This window comes from Streptomyces sp. NPDC104096 (assembly GCF_055584385.1).
In genome coordinates, this window is sequence record NZ_JBVJMD010000044.1 from 40,292 (window position 1) to 63,529 (window position 23,238).

Annotated in this window: 15 protein-coding genes; 7 read left to right on the top strand and 8 right to left on the bottom strand. The window is 70.9% G+C overall.

Annotated features, from left to right (window positions below):
• Positions 1-41: 41 nt before the first annotated feature.
• From ACZ60B_RS32160 to ACZ60B_RS32170, 3 genes are all read right to left on the bottom strand, one after another.
• A complete protein-coding gene (locus tag ACZ60B_RS32160) occupies positions 42-647 on the bottom strand; it encodes an Rv1733c family protein (RefSeq protein WP_469393227.1) in 606 nt (201 codons plus the stop codon).
• A gap of 267 nt (positions 648-914) precedes the next feature.
• Positions 915-1,736: an MOSC domain-containing protein gene (locus ACZ60B_RS32165; protein WP_469393229.1), complete on the bottom strand. Its 822-nt coding sequence runs from the start codon at positions 1,734-1,736 to the stop codon at positions 915-917.
• A gap of 42 nt (positions 1,737-1,778) precedes the next feature.
• Complete coding sequence (locus ACZ60B_RS32170) at positions 1,779-2,231, bottom strand: DUF6643 family protein (protein WP_469393231.1); 453 nt, start codon at positions 2,229-2,231, stop codon at positions 1,779-1,781.
• Between the two features lie 295 nt (positions 2,232-2,526).
• Here ACZ60B_RS32170 and ACZ60B_RS32175 point away from each other — a divergent pair, with 295 nt between their 5' ends.
• Entirely contained in the window at positions 2,527-3,921 is a 1,395-nt protein-coding gene (locus ACZ60B_RS32175; RefSeq protein WP_469393274.1) for a TerD family protein, read from the top strand.
• A gap of 53 nt (positions 3,922-3,974) precedes the next feature.
• Here ACZ60B_RS32175 and ACZ60B_RS32180 read toward each other — a convergent pair whose 3' ends face one another.
• Positions 3,975-5,240: a glycosyltransferase gene (locus tag ACZ60B_RS32180; protein WP_469393232.1), complete on the bottom strand. Its 1,266-nt coding sequence runs from the start codon at positions 5,238-5,240 to the stop codon at positions 3,975-3,977.
• 39 nt (positions 5,241-5,279) lie between these two features.
• On the opposite strand from ACZ60B_RS32180, the gene ACZ60B_RS32185 reads away from it, so the two are divergent.
• Together ACZ60B_RS32185 and ACZ60B_RS32190 are read left to right on the top strand one after the other, a co-directional pair.
• Entirely contained in the window at positions 5,280-6,065 is a 786-nt protein-coding gene (locus ACZ60B_RS32185; protein ID WP_469393234.1) for a glutamate racemase, read from the top strand.
• Between the two features lie 116 nt (positions 6,066-6,181).
• Positions 6,182-6,727 (top strand): hypothetical protein, encoded by a 546-nt coding sequence (locus ACZ60B_RS32190; RefSeq protein ID WP_469393236.1) that lies wholly within the window; start codon positions 6,182-6,184, stop codon positions 6,725-6,727.
• A gap of 46 nt (positions 6,728-6,773) precedes the next feature.
• Here the strand turns inward: ACZ60B_RS32190 and ACZ60B_RS32195 are convergent, their stop codons facing one another.
• Positions 6,774-7,880 (bottom strand): O-antigen ligase family protein, encoded by a 1,107-nt coding sequence (locus ACZ60B_RS32195; RefSeq protein WP_469393238.1) that lies wholly within the window; start codon positions 7,878-7,880, stop codon positions 6,774-6,776.
• Between the two features lie 284 nt (positions 7,881-8,164).
• Here ACZ60B_RS32195 and lnt point away from each other — a divergent pair, with 284 nt between their 5' ends.
• From lnt to ACZ60B_RS32215, 4 genes are all read left to right on the top strand, one after another.
• Positions 8,165-9,775 carry an apolipoprotein N-acyltransferase gene (lnt, locus tag ACZ60B_RS32200; RefSeq protein ID WP_469393240.1) on the top strand — a complete coding sequence of 537 codons (1,611 nt, stop codon included), beginning with the start codon at positions 8,165-8,167 and terminating at the stop codon, positions 9,773-9,775.
• Positions 9,776-9,843: 68 nt separating this feature from the next.
• On the top strand, positions 9,844-10,323 hold the full coding sequence (locus tag ACZ60B_RS32205; RefSeq protein ID WP_469393242.1) for an NUDIX hydrolase: 480 nt from the start codon (positions 9,844-9,846) through the stop codon (positions 10,321-10,323).
• 108 nt (positions 10,324-10,431) lie between these two features.
• A complete protein-coding gene (locus tag ACZ60B_RS32210) occupies positions 10,432-11,232 on the top strand; it encodes a 3-hydroxybutyrate dehydrogenase (protein ID WP_469393244.1) in 801 nt (266 codons plus the stop codon).
• A 76-nt stretch (positions 11,233-11,308) separates the two neighbouring features.
• Entirely contained in the window at positions 11,309-13,246 is a 1,938-nt protein-coding gene (locus tag ACZ60B_RS32215) for a helix-turn-helix domain-containing protein (protein WP_469393246.1), read from the top strand.
• Positions 13,247-13,304: 58 nt separating this feature from the next.
• Here ACZ60B_RS32215 and ACZ60B_RS32220 read toward each other — a convergent pair whose 3' ends face one another.
• The 3 genes from ACZ60B_RS32220 to ACZ60B_RS32230 form a co-directional block, all read right to left on the bottom strand.
• Positions 13,305-14,690 (bottom strand): MFS transporter, encoded by a 1,386-nt coding sequence (locus ACZ60B_RS32220; protein ID WP_469393249.1) that lies wholly within the window; start codon positions 14,688-14,690, stop codon positions 13,305-13,307.
• A gap of 1,168 nt (positions 14,691-15,858) precedes the next feature.
• Positions 15,859-16,326 carry a DUF6896 domain-containing protein gene (locus ACZ60B_RS32225; RefSeq protein WP_469393251.1) on the bottom strand — a complete coding sequence of 156 codons (468 nt, stop codon included), beginning with the start codon at positions 16,324-16,326 and terminating at the stop codon, positions 15,859-15,861.
• Positions 16,320-23,198: an RHS repeat-associated core domain-containing protein gene (locus tag ACZ60B_RS32230; protein ID WP_469393253.1), complete on the bottom strand. Its 6,879-nt coding sequence runs from the start codon at positions 23,196-23,198 to the stop codon at positions 16,320-16,322. Before ACZ60B_RS32230 ends, ACZ60B_RS32225 begins: the two co-directional genes overlap by 7 nt.
• Positions 23,199-23,238: the final 40 nt, after the last annotated feature.

Genomic DNA, 23,238 nt, shown 5'->3' on the forward strand with positions numbered 1-23,238 from the left:
GTTGACCAGAGGCCGAAGGCGGCCGGGCCGACGACGCGCCCTCAGCTGCCGGTGCCGGTCCGGCCCCAGTCCGGGCCCGCCCGCAGCCAGGCCCGGTCCCAACGCGCGTACCGGCGGCGGACCATGCGCCACAGGACGAGCCGTCTCATGCCCTCGACGAGACCCACGGTCAGCATGGCCGTGCCCAGTCCGGCGAGGACGGCGTGCGTCGTCGCCGTCGTCGAGTCCAGCGGGCGGGCCACGAGGGTGCCGTGCGCGTCGGTCCACAGCGTGAAGTGGTCGCCGCGGTGCGGGGACTTGAGGGTCGTGACGACCGGGCCGTGGCGCGCGGTGCCGTCCGGCGCTCTCCAGTCGGCGGTCACCCGGCTGCGGCTGTCGCGCAGCGCGGAGGTCTCCGGGTCGGCCTCCAGCGCGGAACGGGTCAGCCGGCGCACCACGGTGGCCGTCACCACGTACCGCGAGGCGTGCTGGGAACGGACCGCCCGCTGGAGGGCGTCCTGGGCGGTACCACCGACGAGGAACCCGGTCACCGGCGCGACGACCAGGACGAACAGCAGGGCCACGAGCGCGAGCCAGGCCTCCGCCAGGTCGGTCGCGCGCCGCAGCGGATTGTGCCGCCAACGCCAGAGCCCGCCGATCGCTCGCACCGTGACGCCCCCCTTCCCGCTCCCTGATATCCCCGTGCGCGGCGTTCACGCGTGCGTCCGGTCGAAGAGAGCGAAGTCACCTCCGGCCGGGGCCTTGCATGAACTGCTCGCGAAAATCCCAACGAGCGCGTCCCGGCGCAGGGTTCCCGAACCACGCAGGCATCCCGCGAGCCCGCGAGGAGTCGACGAAGCGTGCAGGTGTCCAGGCGGGCAGGCGGGCAGGCGGCGGAGGCGCCTCCGTGAAGCGGTCCTCCCGGAGCCGGCCGCTCAGTCGAGGACCGTGACCGGGTCGCCGACCCGGAGCGTGCCGGGGGACTCGGGCACCAGGTTCTGGCCGAAGATCAGGCCGCCGTCGATGCGGCGGTGCCGGCCCAGGGTGTGCAGCGGTTCCTTGCCGCGTCCACCGGTGGCCTGGTCGGTGGTGGTCACGACGCAGCGCGCGCACTTCTTGGCGACCCGGAAGGTCACCTCGCCGACGGCGATGCGGCGCCATCCGTCCTCGGCCCAGGCGGTGGTCCCGGACACCACGAGGTTCGGCCGGAAGCGGTTCATGGGCAGCGGGCCCTCGGCGGCGTGGCGGCCCTGCGCGATCAGCGTGTTGAGGGCGTCGAGGGAGGCGGTCGTGGTGACCAGCAGCGGGAAGCCGTCGGCGAAGGAGACCGTCTCCCCGGGCAGCGCGAAATCGGGGTCGACCGGGCGGCGCACGGCCGGGTCGTCCATGTGTACGAGACGCACGTCTGCGTCGAGGAAGGCGCTGCACCATGCGTGGGCGGCGGGGCCGGCGAGCACGCCCTCCACCTTGTCGCGGAATATCTCGACCGGCACCGTCCCGGCCGGTTCCGGCTGAGGGACGGTCAGCGCTTCGAGGCCGGGCGCGGACAGCAGGACGCCGCCGGGCACGAGCTCGGCGGCGGCCTGTGCGAGGCGCGGCTGCTGGCGTTGGGTGACGACCTTTCCCCCGTCGTCGATCAATACCCAGCGTCGGTCCCCGGCCAGCCCCCAGGGCTCCACGACGGCTTCCCGGAGCGACAGCGCCCGGAACGCCTTGACCGGATGAACGTGAATCGACCGCAGGTCCGCTTTCTCCATGATTCCCATCGTGCCAGGTGGCACCGACGGGTCAGGAACGGATCAGTAGCCGCCGCGGTACTGCTGCTGGTTGCCGTACGGATCCTGGTAGGGAGCCGGAGCGGGCCGGGCGGCCGCGGGACGCATGGCCTCGTAGCCCATGCCGGCCTGGACCGGGCGGGGCTGCTGCGGCTGCGGACCGGGGTAGCCGCGGGGCGCCGCCTGCTGCGGGACGTACGCCGCGGGCGCCTGCTGCAGCGGGGAGGGCTGCTGCGCCTGCGGGTAGCCGTAGCTCGGCTGGGAGGGTGCCGGAGGCAGGGCGGGCAGCGCCGAGGGGAGCGCGGGCAGGTTGCTGCCCATCGACGGGAAGCTGCTGCCCGTGTCGTACGCGGCGGGGACCCGGATCGGGGCGATCTGCGGAGTGCCCCGTTCGGCCACGAGCGAGTCGTAGATCGGGGTGTCCGGGAAGGAGGCGGAGTAGTAGCCGCCGCCATAGGTGGAGCGGGGGGAGGTCATGGCACATAAGTTAAGCCCACGATGTGCTGGTTGGGGAGACCGATAAGAGGGTTGTTTTCCGCGTCCGTAGTGACCTGGGATCCCCAATGCGAGCGAACATGGGGAAAAGGGGCACCAAGCGTGGTGCCGATCGTGTAAAGCCCGAGTTCCGGAGGGGTTACCGGTGGTTGACCTCCCGGGTTTCCGCCTCTCCATGGGAGTTCGCCACCGCGCGGAATAGGTTGGTTCCGTAGACAACCCGATGGGGGCCGGGACCCGGCCCGGCGAGTGGGACGTGATGGGGGCGGACATGTCAATGTCGAAAGGATCCAATACGCCGGTGCCGACGACGGCACTGCGCGTCGAATTGGGCTGGGGAGCCGGTCCCGGGGTTCCGGACGCCGACGCCTCGGCGCTCCTGCTGGTCGGCGGCAAGGTCCGCTCCGACGGGGATTTCGTCTTCTACAACCAGCCCGTGCACTCCTCCGGCGCCGTCCGGCACGAGGGGAAGCGCCAGGACGCCGGCGGCCGGGTGACCGACACCCTCCTCGTCGACCTCGCGCGCGTGGAGCCCGCCGTCGAGACCGTGGTCCTCGCCGCCTCCGCCGACGGCGGCACGTTCGGGCGGATCCCCGGTCTGTACATCGAGGTCCGGGACGCGGAGCGGGGGACGGTCCACGCGCGTTTCGACAGCACGGGCGCGACCGTCGAGACGGCGTTCGTGCTGGGCGAGTTCTACCGGCGCCAGGGCGCCTGGAAGTTCCGTGCCGTCGGCCAGGGCTACGGCAGCGGGCTGGAGGGACTGGCGACGGACTTCGGCATCACCGTGGACGAACCGCAGCACCCGGCCTCCGCGCCGGCCCCCGTCCCTGCGCCCTCGGCTCCCGCCCCCCGGGATCCGACCCTCGTCACCCCGCTGAACCCGTTCGGCGCGCCGCCCGCGGCCCCTCCGATGCCCGTGGCCCCGCCGCCGACGGTCCCCCCGGTGACCACGACGCCCCCGCCGCCGGTAGCCCTGCCGGTGACCGTGCCGCCGCCGGCCCACCAGGCCCCGCCGCCCCCCGCCCAGCCGGTCCGGCTGTCCAAGGTCACCCTCACGAAGGCCACGCCGTCGGTCTCGCTGACCAAGCAGGGCGGCACCTCGGGCGCCATGCGCGTGAACCTCAACTGGGAGGTGCGCAAGCAGTTCTCGGGCTGGGGCAGCAAGCGCGGCCGGGCCGTCGCCATGCACGCGGACCTCGACCTCGACCTGTGCGCCCTGTTCGAACTCGCCGACGGCCGCAAGGGGGTCGTACAGGCACTCGGCAACGCGTTCGGAGCCCTGGACCGGCCGCCGTACATCCACCTCGACGGCGACGACCGCACCGGCGCCACGGCGAGCGGCGAGAACCTCACGATCAACCTCGACCACGCGCGCGACTTCCGGCGGATCCTCGTCTTCGTGACGATCTACGAGGGTGCCCGCTCCTTCGCGGACCTGCACGCGACGGTCACCCTCACCCCGCAGTACGGCGCCCCGATCGACTTCTCGCTCGACGAGTGCACCGTCCCCTCCACGGTGTGCGCGCTCGCCCTCATCACCAACAACGGCGGTGACCTGGTCGTCCAGCGCGAGGCCCGCTACCTGGTGCCCAGACGCGGGGTGAGCCCGCAGCGGACCGTCGACCAGACCTACGGATGGGGCATGGACTGGACGCCCGGCCGGAAGTAGGAGAGGCCTGTCCGGGGCGGAGGCGCGGGCGCGGGCGCGGGGGCGCGGGCGGATCAGCCCTCGTCGGCGACGGCCTCGGGACGCGGGTAGGTGCGGCCCTTCCAGGCGGCACCCCGCCCCCGGTAGTGCTGCACCGCGGAATCGACCGTCATCAGCAGGTACAGGAACGCGGTGAACGGCAGCAGCGGAGCCAGCCACCGCGACTGCCGGTGGTAACGCAGCATCGGTACGTACGTCCCGGCCATCACCAGCCAGGCCGTACCGCCCAGCACGGCGGCCGCGGGGTCGCCCGCGGCCGCCCCCACGACCAGGGTGACGGGCGGCGCCAGGTACACCAGCGCCAGTCCGCCGACCGTACCGGCCAGCAGAAGGAGGCTGTGGCGCAGTTGCGCGTAGGCGCTGCGCGAGACCATCCGCCACAGGTCGCGCAGCTTCGGATAGGGGCGCACGCTGTCCACGCCGTCGGCCAGCCCGAGCCAGACCCGGCCCCCGGTGCGCTTGACGGCCCGCGCGAGGGCGACGTCGTCGATGACGGCGTGCCGGATGGAGTCCGGGATCCGGGCCCGCCGCGCGGCCTCGGCGCTCAGCAGGACGCAGCCGCCCGCCGCGGCCGCCGTCCCGGTCCTCTTCCTCCTCCCCTTCTTCTCGTTCTCGCCGGCCGTTCCTCCTTCGTCCGCGTCGTAGGCGTTGTCCTTGTTCCTCTTGCTGATCCGGCGGAACGGATAGAGCTGGGCGAAGAAGTAGACGAAGGCGGGCACGACGAGCCGCTCCCACGGGCTCTCCACCCGCAGCCGCGCCATCTGCGAGACGACGTCGAAGCCTCCGGTGCGGGCACCGGCCACCAGCCGGCGCAGACTGTCCGGCGCATGGGCGATGTCGGCGTCCGTGAGCAGGAGGTAGGCGGGCTCACGCGTGCGTGCCAGGGCGATGCCGTGACGCACCGCCCAGAGCTTGCCCGTCCAGCCCGCGGGCGGCTCGCCCGGTGAATCCACCGTCAGCGGCAGCCCGCCGTGCCGTCGCGCCAGTTCGCGCGCCAGGTCCCCGGTCCCGTCCCGGCTGCCGTCGTCGACGAGGAAGATCTCCACCCGGCCCGGGTAGTCCTGGGCGAGCAGCGACGGCAGGCTCGACGGAAGCATCGCGGCCTCGTCGCGCGCCGGTACGACGACGCAGACGGGCGGCCACGTCCGCGGATCCCGCAGGGCGGGGAGCCGGACGTCCGTACGCCAGAAGAAGCCCTGGAAGAGCAGCAGCCACAGCCAGGAGGCGAGAGAAGCGGCGGCGATGCACGTGATGGCGCTCACCCGCGCAGTCTGCCCCACGGCAGGGGCGCGCAGCAGCCCATCGTCTATCGTGGCCGGGTGAAGATCGCGCTCATGGACTCCGGAATCGGCCTGCTGGCGGCCACCGCCGCGGTACGGCGTCTGCGGCCCGACGCGGATCTGGTTCTCTCCCTCGACCCCGACGGCATGCCCTGGGGTCCGCGTACCCCGCAGGATCTCACCGGGCGCGCCCTGGCCGTCGCGGAGGCCGCCGCCGCGCACGGGCCGGACGCCCTCATCGTCGGCTGCAACACCGCCACCGTGCACGCGCTGGACACCCTGCGCACCCGTCTCGAACCCGGTATCCCGGTCATCGGCACGGTCCCCGCGATCAAGCCCGCCGCCGCGGGCGGCGGCCCGGTCGCGATCTGGGCCACGCCCGCCACCACCGGCAGCCCCTACCAGCGGGGGCTCATCCGGGACTTCGCCGACGGGGTGGCCGTCGCGGAGGTGCCGTGCTGGGGACTGGCCGAAGCCGTGGAGCACGCCGACGAGGCGGCCGTCGACGCCGCAGTCGCCGCGGCCGCCGCGCTGACCCCCGCGGACGTCACGACCGTGGTCCTCGGCTGCACCCACTACGAACTGGTCGCCGACCGCATCCGCGCCGCCGTGCAGCGCCCCGGTCTCCCGCCGCTCGTCCTGCACGGCTCCGCCGGTGCCGTGGCCGCGCAGGCCCTGCGCCGCATCGGTGGGGCCCCCGCCCCCGGGGCGCCGGCGGTCGGTTCCGTGACGGTGCTGCTCAGCGGCCGCGAGGGCACGCTGCCCAAGCCCGCGCTGGCGTACGCCGAGGGGCGGCTGTTGCAGGTGACCAGCCCCGCTTCCTGACGGACGAGCCGGTTTCGCGACGGACGGACGCCCACGCTCCGCGACCTCCCCCGGCCGGCGGAGTCAACCTGCGCGACGCAGTACCCGCGCGGTGAAACCTGAGTAACCTCATTGCCATGAGGGACCACCCCCAGGACGTGGACACCCCGCACCCGGACATCTGGACCGGGCGCGCCACCAACCGCTTCCAGTGGCTGCTGGCGCTCGCCGGTGCCGCCTGCATGGCGCTCGGCGTCGAACTGGCCGTCGACTCCGCGTGGACCTCCGGCACGGCCGCGCTCGCCGCGGCCGTGGTCGGCTGCATCGCGGCCGGTCTGCTCGTCCTCTTCGGCACCCTCGCCTTCGTGCACGTCGACCTGAAGCTCGACAGGGAGTCCCTGGAGGTGCGGTGCGGTCACATCGGCGTGCCGCGCCGCCGCATCCCGCTGGCGCAGGTGGCCGGTGCCGACTTCGCCCCGCTCGTCACCCCGCGCCACTGGGGCGGCTGGGGTTACCGCTGGCGGCCCGAGAAGGGCACCGCGGTCGTGGTGCGCCGGGGTGAGGGCGTGGTGCTGCGGCTGTGGGACGGGCACACCTTCACGATCACCGTGGACGACGCCGAAGCGGCCGTACTGGTCATCCGGGACCGGCTGCGCTCCAACGCGCACGGCCCGCTGCACTGAGCACGCGCGGACGCACCGGGACCGGTGCGCCGGGCACGCGACCCGCTCATGGGGCCGGCCGGCCACCCCGCGCGCGTACCGACGACTCGTCCGACTCGTCCGACTCGTCCGACTCGTCCGGCGTGGGCTCGTGGGCCAGCGGCCGTGCCGTGGCCAGCCCGGCCAGGAGCCCCGCGCCGACCGACACCGCGGTGAAGCTCAGCGCGTCGCCCACCGAGGCGATGGCCGCCAGCGCCGTCAGCGCCGCGCCCGCGGTCAGTACGACGGGCGTGGGACGCGGTGAGCGCCACAGCGCGCCGAGCATCCAGCAGTAGGCGGCCGCGAGCAGGGCCACACCGACCACGCCCTGCTCGGCGGCCAGCTGCAACGGCGCCGAGTGCGGCTTCCCGTCGGACGGCGTCGCGGCGGTCGCCGTCGCGCTGAGGTCGCCGAAGCGTCCCGGGCCCACGCCCAGCGCGCGCTCCCGGCCCGCCAGGTGCAGGGCGTCGTGCCACAGCTCGATCCGGTGCGTCGTCAGCCCGCCCTCCAGTGCCGAGGCGAGCCCGTCCGGCAGCGCGCTCCCGGCGACCGCCCAGGTCAGACCGGTGACCCCGGCGGCGGCCAGAGCCAGGACCGCGATGCCGGCACCCCGGCGCGTGCGGCCCGCGGCGAGCGAGCACAGCAGCACCGCGGCGCAGGCGGCGGCGCCGACGACCGAGCCCCGGACGGCCGCGGTCACGGTGATCCCGGCGGCCAGCAGGCACGCCGCCAGCCGTGCGGCCGGGGCGGGCGCGGCCCAGGCGGCGCAGCACGCGGCGCCGGCCGAGAGGGTCAGCAGGGCCGCGGTCGCTCCGGCGGGTCCGAGCGGTGCGACGATCTGCGGTCCGGGCGCGAGATGCGGCACGGTCAGGGTCAGGGCCAGCCCGGCCAGCGCCCCGGCGCAGGGTGCCGCCACCGGCAGCAGCGCCCCGAAGATCCGCCCGGCGGCATGGCCCGCCGCCACGGCGAGCACCGCGAGCAGCACCCCTTCCGGGCGGCCGTCGTGCGCGGCCGCCGTCAGCAGGGACCAGGCGGCGCAGGCCCCGAGCACCACGACGCCCACCCCGTCGGACGCGTTGCGTCTCTCGCCGTCCGCCGCCGGACCGGCAGCGGACGCCCTCCCCGTGAACCCCACCCCGTCCCCCCGCACCCGGCCGCCCCCGACCCGTGACAGTCCCGTCGCCCGGCCCCCGCCGCACGACCGCCTCCGCGCCGACCGTGACCGGCCCCGCGGCGGAGACTTCGGCCACCGTAACGGCTGATGGCCGGTTTGTGGATGAGCTGTGCGGCGCCCCGCAGGAACGTTGCGGCAAGGGGTACGAGCGATGCCCCGCGCGGCCGCTCACGGACCGGGTCCGGGCCGGTCCCGCATCCGGCCCGTGTTGTGGACGCCGAGGTCAGCGGCCGTACACTCCCGGAGTGACCGTGACCGCAACCTCAGTAGGCCAGTCGGACCAGCTGGAACCCCCGGCCGCGCCCGCAGCGCGCGGCCGTCGGCTCCTGCGCCTCGTCCCGGCCGTCGTCGCGGCGCTCTCCGGAGTGCTGCTCTATGTCAGCTTCCCCCCACGCCCCCTGTGGTGGCTGGCCCTGCCGGCCTTCGCCGTCTTCGGCTGGGTGCTGCGCGGCCGGAGCTGGAAGGCGGCACTGGGCCTCGGCTACCTCTTCGGCCTCGGCTTCCTGCTGCCGCTGCTGGTGTGGACCGGTGTCGAGGTCGGCCCCGGCCCCTGGCTCGCCCTGGTCGCGATCGAGGCCCTGTTCGTCGGGCTGGTCGGCGTGGGCGTCGCCGCGGTGTCCAGACTGCCCGCCTGGCCGGTGTGGGCGGCCGCGCTGTGGATCGCCGGTGAGGCGGTACGCGCGCGGGTGCCCTTCCGCGGCTTCCCCTGGGGCAAGATCGCGTTCGGGCAGGCGGACGGCGTCTTCCTGCCGCTCGCGGCGGTCGGCGGCACCCCGGTGCTCGGCTTCGCGGTCGTGCTGTGCGGCTTCGGCCTGTGCGAGGCCGTGCGGCTGGCCGTCGCGGCCCGCGGCACCGGTACCGTGCGGCGCTCCGCCGCCGCCGTGGCCCTGCTGAGCGTGGCCGTGCCGGTGGCGGGCGCGGTGGCCGCCCGCCCGCTGGTCAGCGACAAGGCCGAGGACGGCACGGCGACCGTCGCCGTCATCCAGGGCAACGTCCCGCGGCTCGGCCTGGAGTTCAACGCCCAGCGCCGCGCGGTGCTCGACTTCCACGCGCGCGAGACGGAGCGGCTGGCCGCCGAGGTCGAGGCGGGCAAGGTGCCCCGGCCCGACTTCGTGCTGTGGCCGGAGAACTCCTCCGACATCGACCCGCTCGCCAACCCCGACGCGGCCGCCGTCATCGAGACGGCGGCGAAGCGGATCGGCGCGCCGATCTCGGTCGGCGGTGTCGTCGAGCGGGACGGCAAGGTCTTCAACGAGCAGATCCTCTGGGACCCGGAGAAGGGTCCGCTGGACACGTACGACAAGCGGCAGATCCAGCCGTTCGGCGAGTACCTCCCGCTGCGTTCGCTCATCGGCGCGATCAACAAGGACTGGACGTCGATGATCCGCCAGGACTTCAGCCGGGGCAGCGAGCCGGGTGTGTTCGACATGGACGGCTCCGAGGTCGGACTCGCCACCTGTTACGAGGCGGCCTTCGACTGGGCCGTGCGCGACACCGTCACCCACGGCGCCCAGATGATCTCCGTGCCGAGCAACAACGCCACCTTCGACCGCAGCGAGATGACCTACCAGCAGCTCGCCATGTCCCGGGTCCGCGCCGTCGAGCACAGCCGCACCGTCACCGTCCCGGTGACCAGCGGAGTCAGCGCGGTCATCATGCCGGACGGGAAGATCGCCCAGAAGACCGGCATGTTCGTGGCCGACTCACTGGTGCAGAAGGTGCCGCTGCGCTCCTCCGAGACGCCCGCCACCCGGCTGGGCATCCTGCCCGAGATCGCCCTCGTCCTCGTGGCGGCCGGCGGGCTCGGCTGGGCCGTCGCCGCCGGTGTGCGCGGCCGGCGCGCCGGTGGCGTGTAGCCGTACGCCCGCCGAACGCCCTCGTGGGCGACACGGAGCCATGGGGCCGACCCGCTAGGGTCGGCCCCATGGCTACTCCTGACTTCATCCGCGAACTGCGGGCCTCCGCCGGACAGCAACTGCTCTGGCTGCCCGGGGTGACCGCCCTCGTCTTCGACGACGCGGGCAGAGTGCTGCTGGGCCGCCGGAGCGACACCCGCAACTGGTCCGTCATCGGCGGCATCCCGGAGCCGGGGGAGCAGCCCGCCGCGTGCGCCGTGCGCGAGGTCGAGGAGGAGACCGCGGTGCGGTGCGTCGTCGAGCGGGTGGTCCTGGTCCAGGCGCTGACACCGGTCACGTACGCCAACGGGGACATGTGCCAGTACATGGACATCACCTTCCGCTGCCGTGCCGTCGGCGGGGAGGCCCGGGTGAACGACGACGAGTCGCTCGAGGTGGGCTGGTTCGAGGTGGACGCCCTGCCCGACCTGAACGAGTTCGGGCTGCACCGGATCAAGCTGGCGCTGTCCGAGGGACCCACCTGGTTCGACTCGGCCAGCCCCCTCTGAGCGGTGGGAACACCGGGGCGCCCCATAGGGGTGACCCCCATGAATGTGCTCTGAAGTGTGGGTTGTGACCACATGGGGCGGGGTGGGGCGGCTGCCTAGGGTCGGGGCATGACCGCGCCCAGTGCCCTCCCCGTTCAGCCCGCCGTCCCGCTCGACCTCGACGGCCGCACCGCCCTGGTCACCGGCGCCGCCGGCGGCATCGGCAGCGCCTGCGTCCTGCGGCTGGCCGCCGCCGGGGCCAAGGTGAGAGCGGTCGACCGGGACGTCCGGGGCCTGGAGGCACTCGCCGAACGAGCCGTTGGCCTGCCGGGCGGGGTCGAGCCGCAGGTCCTCGACCTCACCGACCTGGACACCGCCGAACTCGCCGCCGCGGGCACCGACATCCTGGTCAACAACGCCGGGATGCAACTGGTACGGCCCATCGAGGAATTCCCGCCGGACGTCTTCCACACCGTGCTCACCGTGATGCTGGAGGCACCGTTCCGGCTCATCCGCGGCGCCCTGCCCCATATGTACGGGCAGGGCTGGGGCCGCATCGTCAACGTGTCCTCGGTGCACGGGCTGCGGGCCTCGCCCTACAAGGCCGCCTACGTCGCCGCCAAGCACGGCCTGGAGGGGCTGTCCAAGACGGCCGCACTCGAAGGCGCCGCGCACGGCGTCACCTCGAACTGCGTGAACCCCGCCTATGTGCGCACCCCCCTGGTCGAGAAGCAGCTCAGCGATCAGTCGAGGGCGCACGGGATCTCCGAGGAGCGCGTGCTGTCCGAGGTGCTCCTGAAGGACAGCGCGGTCAAACGGCTCATCGAACCGGCGGAGGTCGCCGAGGCGATGGCGTATCTGTGCAGCCCGGCGGCGTCGTTCGTGACCGGCACGTCCCTGGTGCTGGACGGTGGCTGGACCGCGCACTGAGCCGGCCCGTGCCGCCGGGCGCCGGAGTTGTCCACAGGCCTGACGCCGCGGGCGCGCGATGGGGGATCCTGTGACCATGTCCCGCGATCATGTGCAGTCGGCCGAGCGTTCCGCCCGCGAGGCCGAGCCTTCGTCCCATGCGGCCGAGGCGCCGTTCCTGGAGCTCCTGGCCCGGGGCGCGGCCGTCGACGCCTATGAGGAGCCGGTGCTGTCGGCCCGCGCCGCTGCGGAGCCGACCGCACGGATCGCCGCACTCGAACACGCCAAACGGCTCGCCCTGCGCGTGCGTTCGGAGCTGGAGGGACGACGGCGGCGCGAGGCCGAACTGTCCGCGCTCTTCGAGACCGCGCACGACCTGGCCGGGCTCAGGGACCTCGACGCCGTCCTCCCGGCGATCGTCCAGCGCGCCCGGTCGCTGCTCGGCACGGACGTCGCCTACCTCAGCCTCCACGACCCGGCCCGCGGCGACACCTACATGCGGGTGACCGAGGGCTCGGTCGCGGCCCGCTTCCAGCAGTTGCGCCTGGGGATGGGCGAGGGCCTCGGCGGCCTCGTCGCGCAGACGGCCCGGCCCTACGTCACCGACGACTACTTCCGGGACGGCAGGTTCCAGCACACCACCACGATCGACGCGGGCGTCCAGGACGAGGGCCTGGTCGCCATCCTCGGCGTACCCCTGATGCTGGGACCGCAGGTCATCGGGGTGCTCTTCGCCGCGGACCGCCGGGCCAGGGTCTTCGAGCGGGAACAGATCGCGCTGCTCGGCTCCTTCGCCGCCCTCGCCGCGGCCGCCATCGACACCGCCAACCTGCTCACCGAGACCCGCTCCGCCCTGGCCGGCCTGGAGCGGGCCAACGAGATCATCCAGGACCGCAGCGCGGTCATCGAGCGCGCCTCCGACATCCACGACCGGCTCGCCGAACTCGTCCTGCGCGGCGGCGGGGTGCACGACGTGGCCGCCGCCGTCGCCGAGGTCCTCGACGGCACCGTCGAGTTCACCGAGTCCGCCGGCACCCCGGCCCCGGCGCTGGAGGCGTCCCGCGCCGAGGGACACGCCGTACGGCACGGCACGGACTGGATCGCCGCCGTGACCGCAGGCGGCGAACTGCTCGGCGCCCTGGTGCTGCGCGGCCACCCGGACCTCGACCCGGTCGACCAGCGCACCCTGGAACGCGCGGCGATGGTCACCTCCCTGCTGCTGCTCGCCAGACGCTCCGCCGCCGAGGCCGAACAACGGGTGCGCGGCGAACTCCTCGACGACCTGCTGGACGCCCGTGACCGCGACCCGCGCCTGCTGCGGGAACGCGCCACACGACTGCACGCCGACCTCGACGCCACCCATGTCGTCCTCGCCGCCCGCCTCGACGGCCCCGCGGCCGACGCCGACCAGGAGGCGGCCGCCCGCCGGCGCCTGTGGTCGGCGGCCTCGCACCTCGCCGCCACCCGGCACGGGCTGGCCGCAGCCCGCGACGGCGGCACCGTACTGCTGCTGCCCCTCGTCCGCGGCGACAGCGTCACCGACCTCGCCCGGCGCACCGCCCGGCACCTGGGCACGGCCGTCCACGAGGCGGTCACCGTCGGCGCCTCCGCCGCGGTGGACGACCTCGCCGCGCGCCCGGACGCCGTGGCCGTGGCCTACGTGGAGGCACGACGCTGTCTCGACGCCCTCCGGCTGCTGGGCCGCACCGGAGACGGCGCGGCCGCCGACGACTTCGGGTTCCTCGGCCTGCTCCTGGCCGGCGACCGGGACATAGCCGGCTTCGTCGACCGCACCGTCGGCCAGGTGGTGGCGTACGACGAGCGCCGCGGCACCGATCTGCTGCACACCCTCGACGCGTACTTCGCCTGCGGGATGAGCCCGGCCCGCACCAAGGACGAACTGCACGTCCATGTGAACACGGTCGCCCAGCGCCTGGAGCGTGTCGGCCGGCTGCTCGGCGAGGACTGGCAGAGCCCGGCCCGCGTCCTGGAGATCCAACTCGCCCTGCGCCTGCACCGACTGTCGGCGGCGTGACGCCCCTGACCCCGCACGCGAGGCGCACGGGGTCAGGGGACGGACGGGGACCGGCGGCTCAGGCGATACGCGCGTCCGCCGCCGGTGCCGAAGCGCCCTCGGCACCGGCATCGGCCGAGACGTCCGCGAGGTCGCGCAGCCGCGTCTCCTTCGCCGCCAGCACGGCGACCACCGTCAGGACGGCCGCGGCGATCACGTACAGGGCGATCGGAGTGGAGCTGCCGTAGTCGGACAGCAGCGCGGTGGCGATGAGCGGCGCCGGCGCGCCCGCGGCGACGGAGGCGAACTGGGCGCCGATGGAGGCACCGGAGTAACGCATCCGGGTCGCGAACATCTCCGAGAAGAACGCGGCCTGCGGCGCGTACATCGCCCCGTGCAGCACCAGTCCCACCGTCACCGCGAGGATCAGGTTGCCGAATCCACCGGTGTCGATGAGCGAGAAGAACGGGAACATCCACAGTCCGACCCCGACCGCACCCAGCAGATACACCGGCCGACGGCCCACCCGGTCCGACAGCGCGCCCCACGCCGGGATCACCGCGAAGTGCACGGCCGACGCGATCAGCACCGCGTTGAGCGCGGTCTGCTTGGAGACGCCGGCGGAGGTGGTGGCGTAGACGAGGATGAAGGCGGTGATGACGTAGTAGCTGATGTTCTCCGCCATGCGCGCGCCCATCGCCACCAGGATGTCGCGCCAGTGGTGCCGCAGCACCGACACCAGCGGCAGCCGCTCGGCCGCCTCGGCGTCCGTGGCCTTGCGCGCCTCGGCCCGGGCCAGCGCCTCCTTGAAGACCGGCGACTCGTCGACGGACAGTCGGATCCACAGACCGACGACCACCAGCACCCCGGACAGCAGGAACGGGATGCGCCAGCCCCAGCTGCCGAACGCGTCGTCCGACAGCACGGCGGTCAGCAGCGACAGGACACCGGTCGCCAGGAGCTGCCCCGCGGGCGCCCCGGTCTGCGGCCACGAGGCCCAGAACCCGCGCCGCCGCGCGTCGCCGTGCTCGGACACCAGCAGCACGGCGCCGCCCCACTCACCGCCCAGCGCGAACCCCTGCACCAGGCGCAGCGCGGTCAGCAGCACCGGGGCGGCCGCCCCGACACTGGCGTGCGTCGGCAGCAGCCCGATCGCGAAGGTGGCCCCGCCCATCAGCAGCAGGCTCAGCACCAGCAGCTTCTTGCGGCCGAGCCGGTCGCCGTAGTGCCCGAACACCAGCGCGCCCAGCGGCCGGGCGGCGAACCCGACGGCGTACGTCAGGAACGACAGCAGGGTGCCGACCAGGGGATCGGAGTCGGGAAAGAACAGCTTGTTGAAGACGAGCGCGGCGGCGGAGCCGTAGAGGAAGAAGTCGTACCACTCGATGGTGGTGCCGATGAGGCTGGCGGCGACGATGCGCTTGAGGTTGCCGGGTGTCGGGGGAGCGGATGCTGCTGAGGCCATGTGCGCCACTTCCTCGTGTGCGGTGGGGACGGGTACGTGTCGGCACACCGTAGGAAGCCCCAGGTCGGGCGCACATGTGGCGGGACAACATAGTTCGGGGGGTGGCTGTGCGTGCGGCCACCATGCCGACTCGTGTCGGCTCGCGGGAGGGCGGTTCAGGGGCTGAACGGGGGTGAGGCGAGCACTGTCCGGGACGCGCAATTCAAGGTGTTTTGACGGTGCGTTGCTGACTCCCGTGCTGGTTCGGTGCTGACCAAAATCCCACGTCATCACCCGTGTTCACCTCTCCCGTGCCGACTTGGTGCTGACTACGCTCCGTTGAACTCGGACATCTTGGGGCTGATCGGCTCAGGGCCAGTGCTCGGTGGGCGCCGGGACTGAGAGGCAGGCCCGGCTTTGTCGCTCGGCTCTGCGGGCACTGACAAGGGGCTGTGCATGTGTCTGCTGTTCAGCCGAGTTGGTCCGTGCCTGGTCCGGATCTTGCTCGTGGTCTGTGGGGTCAGCGTACGAGGCCCGCGGTCCGAAATGGCGCATGTTCTCGGCGTCAACTGCGCAATGGATCTCGCCGGAGCAGGTCGACGACGGCCGTCGTGCGCGACTGCCTGCCGGGGGCGTGAGTCTGCAACCGGAGGAGCATGCGAAGGCCCGACCGCTTGACCGGTGGCGTCGCCGTCTGACCGGTTCAGTGCGCGTGGGGCCGAGCTGGCACTATCGAGGGACCTGAACCGTCCTGGTGCGCATGCACAGCAGCCTGAGGCGGTTTTGGATCGGGATGCCTTTGCCCAGTGACCAGGGTCCATGCGTCGATGTCCTGATAGCGCCGTGGACCTGGGTGGCCTTTTACCGTGCTGCCGACGAGGTAGAGACGTTCGGTCTGCCAAGGGCTTTCGGTGAAGCCGTCGGGGCAGGTGGCGGCCGATGTTACGGACGCGTTGTCGTGACAGCGAGCGCGGGCCAGCGTGAGGTGCGGACGCAGCGGACGCAGCGGACGCAGCGGACGTTCGGCGAAGGCGATGTCGCTGTCCCTTCTCTCCCGCATCCTGGAACGCTTTCCCTTGAGTCATGACCTGGGGGATAGATGTCTCTTCACTTGAAACACGGAAGGGGTCCGCCAGTACCGTTACTGGCGGACCCCGCGTACTTTATTGCTGGTTTCCAGCGACCGTGGTCAACTCTCTTCGTTCGTCACCGGCGACGCCGTCAGGTCATCGACGGCCCGATTCCTCAATGAGCTGAACCATCCCTTTTGTGGTTCGCAGAGGACACCGGTTTGGATGAGCTCGTGACACTGGTGAAGGAGAGCGGATTTTTGCGGGGCGGGGGCCCCGCCAACACTCGCCGCGAATCTCTCTATCCGCCAGATATCAAACGCCTCCCAGCCACCCGGCAGTAGGTCAATGGCGACCTCAATTCCGTCCGGACTGGTCAAGTGACACCCTCGCCCATGAACGGAGTAGACGAAGCCGTCGACTGTCCGCGCCGTCCGTTCGAGTGCTCCAGAACGAACACTCTGCAGCACGACGTCCAACCTATCGAACTCCGGAAACTCGCGAAGTAGTGCATTCCTGTTGTGGTCAAGGGCGTTCAGGAATCTCTCAACCACCGATACTACCGGATTCTTGACTGAATTCACCATCCCCTACGTCCCCTTCGAGCCGCGGAAGGAAAGTCTCGGCCGACTTCGATCGCCGACCAGACGACATGATCAGCATCCCTGTAGCCGTAAGCCTTCACCTCGTCGAGCGAGATGGACCGATACTGAACATCGATATTTGCCTTCTTGGCGGCAGCAACCCGATGGTGCCCGTTGATTACATACTTGCGATTGTTGTGCTCGAAGACCTCGATGGAATCACCCTGCCACCCGTCTTTACCCATACTGTCGGCGATCTCATCGACACGCTGACGCGAGGCAGCTCCATCGAGTGACTCGGTCCGCTCCAGCGAATGAGGACTGACCGTGCAGTTGTGAACGAGTACGGGCGTGTCACCTGCGAGTACATAGTACGTGTGCAGTTCACTGACCGTGAGGTTGTGGACCGTGGCTGTCAGCACCGTCCAACGCTTGACCGCCGCGATGCGGACCTGCGTCCCCGTGCTGGTGTTCAGCCACTCGCCCGGCTTGAGGTCAGTGGCCTGGAGCCATGCTCCGAGTTCTGCTACCCAGAAGGGGTGTCCGTCCGTCGCGGTGACCGATGCGGTCTTGGTCCCCTTCTTGCCGTCGGTGTCGATGGTGACCTTGACGAGGTGCTTGAGGCCGGTGCCCTTGATCTCCGCCGTGACCGTCTCGGTGGTGGTCTTGTCCGTTTCGGGGTCGGTGGCCACCACCTTGTCGCCGATGTCGACGTCCTTGATCGCCTTTGTGGTGCCATCGGCCATCAGCACTCTGGTGTCAGGCGTGAAACTGTTAGGCACCTTGCATGCCTTGGCCAGCTTCTCGGCTTCCTTCGCCGCCTTTCTGGCTTTGCGCCAGCCCTTGAAGTCGCTCCAGAGTTTCTTGCCCAGGCCGACGATCCGCTTGCCCACGGCGAGGGCCTTGTCGACCCGCCACCCGTACTTCGCCGCCAGTCGGCCCAGGGGCCCGCCGCTGACGAGCGAGGACACCACATTGAGCGCGGTGTTGCCGCAGGAACCGATGTTTCCCGTGGTGAAGCAGTCGAGGGCATCGGTGATGCCGAGTTCGTCGGCGATTATCTTGCCGAGTTCCTTGGCGATGGCGATCGCGCGCTGCTTGGCCGCGTCCTCCTTGGCGCGGGACTCGTCCGCCTTGGCCTTTGCTGGCGTGTCGACCGGGCCGGCACCGTTTCCGTTGCCGCCGCTTCCGCCCGTGGAAGTGGCGCCGTTGCCCTTGCCTGCCCCGTCCTTGTTGATCGTGTCGATGGTGTCCTTGGTGCAGCTGTAGTTGGACGGACCACAGCTTTCGAGTCCCGAGGGGTCACTACGCGTCACCGGACTGTTGTCGGCGTAGGCGTAGCCGTTGATCTGCTGCGGGTCGTCGAAGTCGACGATCGGGTCCGCAGAGATGAAACGGCCGGTGTCGGCGTCGTACTCGCGCGCCCCGAGGGTGACCAGGCCTGTGGACGCCTGGACGGTGCCGCCCACGAAACCCTTGTCATTGACCCACGACGTCCCGGAGCCGGACGACTCGTCACGGGTGTTGCCGAACGGGTCCGTGCGTCGGCGTGACGTCACGCCCGTCTTGGCGTCGATAGCGAGATCCGCCGTGCCCTGGTGATCCGCGCCGAGGAAGTGCACCCCGCTCACGTCCCGCATCGCCACCGTCATCGAACCGAAGGTGTAGTAGCGGGTCGCGGTCACCTTGGACGTGGCCTTGTCCAGGTGAAGTTCCGTGCCGGGCAGGTAGAAGGTCTTCTCGGTGGGTGTGTCCCGCAGGATGCGCTCACCCGAGGCGTCGTACTTGTACGACGTCACCTTCCCGTCCGCGTTGGTGACCTGCGTCAGCTCGTTCTGCTTGTCCCAGTCGAGGGTCTGCGTGTCACCGGACAGGACCCGTGTGTGGGTGTTGCCCGAGATGTCATAGGTGTAGGTGTCCTGAGACGTGACTTGCGGGGTGCTGCCGGTGGCCTCCGTCTTCTCTACGATCTTCGAGACGGTGTGCGGACCGGAGTCCGTGCCGTTCGGCCCGGAACCCTCTCCGTAGGTGTAGTCGCGGGTCGAGGTGCCGGCGCCGTTCAGGCCGTGGCGCACCTCGCTCGTGCGATTGCCGATGGAGTCGTAGCCGTACTCGGTCCAGTAGGGGGTGACGCCGCCGACCGTCGAGGCCGACGCGCCCGAGGAACAGGCCGCATCCGTGTTGCCCGTTCCCGAGCCACCGCCGGGCGTCGTGGACGAGGTCCACGCGTCCGTCAGCTGGCTCAGCCCGTCGTAGCTGAAGCACTGGACATCGCTCGCGCCGGCGCTCGGAGTGTCGGCGATGGAGAGGATGTTGCCGCTCGCGTCGTACGTGTAGTCGGCGTCGTAGGCCTTGCTCGCTCCGCCCTCGACAGTGATGTTGGAGTTCTTGAGCCGGTCGGTACCCGCCTCGTAGTTGTACGACAGCCAGGTCTTCTTGTCGCCGCTGCCGCCCGTGTACAGCTCGATCTGTTCCAGGTTGGACGTGGGCGAGTACGTGACGTCCGTGACGTAGCTGAGGCCGCCGAGCGAGGTGGTGAGGCCCGACGGGCGTTGCAGGTCGTCATAGCCGTACTTGATCGCTTCGGCCGGCAGGTCACCGACCGCGGGCAGTCCCTGCCCCTGCACCGAACTGTCGTCGTTGTACTGATTCGTGTACTCGTACGTGCCGCCCAGTTGGGGCTCGGCCGTCTTCGACAGGGTGTACTTCGTCGAGGTCGGCTTGTAGTCGTTGTCCGCGTCGAGGACCGGGTAGATCACCGACGAGTAGACCGCGCCGTCCTTGTACGTGTAGTTGCCGTACAGCTCCCCCTTGAAGATCGTGTCGTACTTCATCACCGACAGCTTGGTGCCGGTGTCCGCCTCGCCCTGCCAGGTCGAGATCTGCCGGCCCAGCTCGTCGTACTTCATCGACGTCTTGGTGCCGTTGAGCGTGACGGAGGTCGGTCGGTCCATCGTGTCGTAGGTGAACGTGGAGGTACCGGTGTCGGGGTCGACAGCCGTCTTCCTCCGCCCCATCTGGTCGTAGTCGTACGACCAGACGTTCCCGGCGTCGTCCGTCACCTTCGACAACTGGCCCGAGGGCTTGTAGTCGTACGAGGTGGTGACCGGGTCGCCTCCCGCGGGGTACTCGATCCGCTTGGTCGCCTGCTCCCGCGCGTCGGACACGACCGTGACGGTCGGCTGCCCGGCCGGCGGGTTGGTCGTGGTCCTGTCACCGCCGTACGTGTACGTGGTGCGGTACTTCTCCGCCCCCGCGACCTTGAAGATCGACGCCGTGGCGCGGCTCGCGCCGTCGTACTCCGTGACCGTCTGCGCGTCCAGGTCCTCGTCGCGAGGCACGAACAGAGTGGAGGACGTGGCACCGGAGGCGTAGTAGGTGTCGTTGACCTTGACCACGCGGTTGGAGCCGTCATAGACGGTGTCGGCGATCATGCGGCCGCCGCCGTCGCCCTCGGTCTGTTGCTGACGCGGGCGTAGCAGACCGTCGTACAGGGTCCACTCGCTGCCGTACGAGGTGCCGTCGTTCTCGATCTTCTGGGTGTGGACGGCGGTCGGGCCCGAGTCGCCACGGATCAGGTAGTCGTACTTGATCGACGGCGTCAGACCGATGCGGTCGGAGAGCCAGATGGAGGTCAGGCGGCCCAGGCCGTCGTAGGCCAGCTCGGTGCGTTTGCCGTTCTCGTCGACCTTGGCGCTCGGCACGCCCCATTGGGGGGCGTACTCGGTCGAGGTCGTCCAGCCCAGGGTGTTGGTGACCGTGGACTTCGTGGCCAGACCGTAGGCGTTGTCCGTGTAGACGGTCGTCGTGGTGTGGGTTTCCGAGTCCTTGACCGTGAGGGGGCGTCCGTAGGAGTCGTACGTCGTGTCGGTGGTCGTCTGGTATGTCGCCACGTTGCCGTCGTGGGCCGTCAGACGCTTGGTGAGGGTCGCGTCACCCTTCGTCGGGGCCGCGCCCAGGGTGGTGGAACCGTCGTACAGCGTCAGATCGTCGGAGAGGACCTGAGTGGCGCGGTTGGGTGTCGTGGCGCAGTCCACGGAGACCGTTTCCGTACGCGAGACATATGTGTACAGGTGGGCGCTCGCGTTGTCCGCGTACTCGGTACGCGTGCACTGGTTGTCGGCGACGCCGACCTCACCGTCGTCGTCGACCTGGGTGAGACGGCCGGTCACGCTGTCGTACACGTTGGTGGAGCGGGTGTTGCGCCAGCCGCCCACGGCAAGGGCCGTGTAGGAGTTGGTGGCTCCCTTCGCCACATAGCGCGACTTGCGGGTGCCCCAGTCGTGGGTCTCGGTCCCGGTGACCGCGGTCCACGGCTCGGTGACGGCCTTCTCGGTGATCTTGTCACCGTTGTAGGTGACCGTCTCCAGCTCGAAGCCGGCCTTCCAGTCCGAGTCGGTGTACGCGACGCCGTTGGAGTCGGTCACGCTCGCGGAGCGGGTGGCGCCGCTCTTGTCGACGTCCCCGTCGAGGCCCCTGAAGAAGGTGTGCTCGGTCTTGGTGTTCGAGGCGGAGTTGGTGCCGTCGGAGGTCTCGACACGGACCTTGCCGTAACCGCGCCAGTCGCCCCACGTGCGGTACTCGTCCTTCGTGATGCCGTCGGCCTTGGCCTTGCGCCAGCCGGCGTCGCCCAGATACGTGTACGAGGTGACCTGGTTGGGGCTGCCGCCGGTCAGGTCGTTCTCGACGACCGACGCGACCACGTATTTGTGGAACCAGTCCACGATCGGATCGGTGACACCCGGAGGAGTCCACTTCACCGGGAAGCAGCGCTTGGTCGACGACCCCTCGGCCGGAAGGCTGCTCGTCGTGCACTGCGTGTCGGCGTAGTTGACGCTGAGCACACCGCCCGACTCGCTCTTCACGGCGGAGAGCCGGAACCGGTAGAAGGGCTGCAGGTTGTCGCCGGTCACGTCGACGCGGTTGGCGAGCTGCTTGCCGTAGAGCTCGACCGACGGCACGGAGGCGTCGGTACCCACCTTGCCGGTGTGGCTGATGCCGTTCAGCCACAGCGACTTGGAGGCGTCGCCGTTGTCGGTGAAGATGTGGGCGAGGCTCCACTCATCGACCGGGCTGTACGTGGAGTCGCCGGTCCGGATCTGTGTCGTGATCTTGGTGAGCTTCTTGCGGGTCCAGAAGGTCGGCGAGTTCTGGCCGGGACACTTGGTGTCGGCCTTGCAGTTCTGGTCCCAGGGCACGTCGGGCCAGTCCGCCGCCGTGGAGTCCGTGAGCGCGCCGGCCGAGCAGTCGGTCAGGTCACCCACGCAGCGTTCCGCGGTGGTGAACACGACCTGGGCTGCCGGCTTGGTGGAGTACGCCTTGCCCACGCGCTGGCCGTAGTCGACGCGCTTGAGGTAGCCACCGCGGACGTAGGACTTGCCGTTCTCGGTGGTCTTCAGGCCCTGCGTGTAGTAGTTCGTCTCCTTGCCGTAGAAGTACGACATCACGTTGCCGTGCGGGTCGATGACGTGGTCGAGGTTCCAGCGCCAGGCCTGCGTGCAGTACGCGTTGGCGAAGGTGGCGTTGTAGCAGGGCTCGCCCGAGTCGTCGCCGTAGACGGGGACGGTCCAGGTGGAGTCGGTCTCCTCATTGCCGGTCGCGTAGCCGGGCAGCCGGTTCAGGCCGAAGAAGTACTGGGTACCGTCGCCGGTCGTGACCTTCCAGTACTCACCGTCGTTGTCGCCGTTGGTGGCGCCGGTCAGGTGCTCGACCTTGGAGTTGTCGTCATTGCCGATCCGCCACTTGCCCGTGGTGTCGTCCTTGACGATCTCGCCGGAGGTGCCGCCCGCGAGGGAGAGCGTCGCGTTGTCGAACGCCCAGCACTGGTCGCCGAGGTTGGCGGCCTGGCCGTCGTCGGCGCAGCCCTTGTAGCTGCGCTCGATGAAGCCGGGATCGTAGGAGAAGCCCTGGCCGACCCACGAGCCCTGGTTGTTCGTGGCCGCGGTCTGACCGTCGATCGACTGGGAGTTGTAGCTCAATCCGACCGGAGGCTGCGTCCCGCCCGGTACAGGCGGGAGGGTCAGGGGGTACGACCAGGTGAAGGCGCCCGAGCTGGTGTCGACTCCCCACTCCGAGGACGGAGAGAGGCTGGTCGCCTTGTAGTCGCCCTGGTCGCCACCGCTGCTCGCGGTGGCCGCGAGCACGGTGGCCGAGGCAGCGCCGGCCGCCGCGGTCATCAGCTGGGAGCTGGTTCCCGACGTGTCACCGGCCGCGGCGACCCTCGCCGTCAGCGTCTGTCGCGCCGCGTTGTTGCTGCTTTTCAGATATGTCGGGACCGAGCAGCCCTTCTTCTCGGGCGTGGTCAGCACACATTCGGGGAACTGCGCGAGGCGCAGCCGGGAGCCGTAGCCGCCGCCGTAGGCGTCCGCGAAGTCCGAGTAGTCCAGGGTGACCTGGGCGTCACCCTGGGCGCTCTCGCCGTCCGTGCGGGCGACAGTGAACAGGACTCCGTCCACGCCGGCGGCCTGGGCCGCCTTGCGGCCCAGCACCTCGACGCGCACGGAATCGGCGCTCTTGTCCCCTCCGACGGCCTTGGCCGTCAGGGGCAGGCCGGCGGCCTTGGCCGCTCTGCCGGAGAGAGCTACCTCGGCGTTGCCCGCCTTGGGCCAGTGGGCCTCGGCGGCGTGCTTGACCGCGGCCTTCTCGGCCGCGTCGGCCTTGTTGTACTTCTTGGCCCTGGCGTTCTTGCCGCGGACCGGGTCATCGAGATCGGTCTGGGACTTGGGCCTGGTCTGACCCGTGGCGGCTGCGGCGTCGACCGGAACGAACTGTGGGAGCAGGCCGATGGACAGGGCCAGACCGAGGACCAGCGCGGTGCGGCGAGTGCCGCTGCGCCGGCCCGGTCTGGCAGACCGGAACCAGGGGGGCGAGGACATGACATCTCCAGGTGAATAGAAGAGCCGGCATCGAGCGATG

What these genes read in the sequence shown, in the direction of transcription:
- ACZ60B_RS32165 (WP_469393229.1), bottom strand. Translation starts at nt 1,736, where the DNA reads ATGGAGAAAGCGGACCTGCGGTCGATTCACGTTCATCCGGTCAAGGCG.
- ACZ60B_RS32170 (WP_469393231.1), bottom strand. Translation starts at nt 2,231, where the DNA reads ATGACCTCCCCCCGCTCCACCTATGGCGGCGGCTACTACTCCGCCTCC.
- ACZ60B_RS32175 (WP_469393274.1), top strand. Translation starts at nt 2,527, where the DNA reads ATGTCGAAAGGATCCAATACGCCGGTGCCGACGACGGCACTGCGCGTC.
- ACZ60B_RS32190 (WP_469393236.1), top strand. Translation starts at nt 6,182, where the DNA reads ATGAGGGACCACCCCCAGGACGTGGACACCCCGCACCCGGACATCTGG.
- ACZ60B_RS32205 (WP_469393242.1), top strand. Translation starts at nt 9,844, where the DNA reads ATGGCTACTCCTGACTTCATCCGCGAACTGCGGGCCTCCGCCGGACAG.
- ACZ60B_RS32210 (WP_469393244.1), top strand. Translation starts at nt 10,432, where the DNA reads ATGACCGCGCCCAGTGCCCTCCCCGTTCAGCCCGCCGTCCCGCTCGAC.
- ACZ60B_RS32215 (WP_469393246.1), top strand. Translation starts at nt 11,309, where the DNA reads ATGTCCCGCGATCATGTGCAGTCGGCCGAGCGTTCCGCCCGCGAGGCC.
- ACZ60B_RS32220 (WP_469393249.1), bottom strand. Translation starts at nt 14,690, where the DNA reads ATGGCCTCAGCAGCATCCGCTCCCCCGACACCCGGCAACCTCAAGCGC.
- ACZ60B_RS32225 (WP_469393251.1), bottom strand. Translation starts at nt 16,326, where the DNA reads ATGGTGAATTCAGTCAAGAATCCGGTAGTATCGGTGGTTGAGAGATTC.
- ACZ60B_RS32230 (WP_469393253.1), bottom strand. Translation starts at nt 23,198, where the DNA reads ATGTCCTCGCCCCCCTGGTTCCGGTCTGCCAGACCGGGCCGGCGCAGC.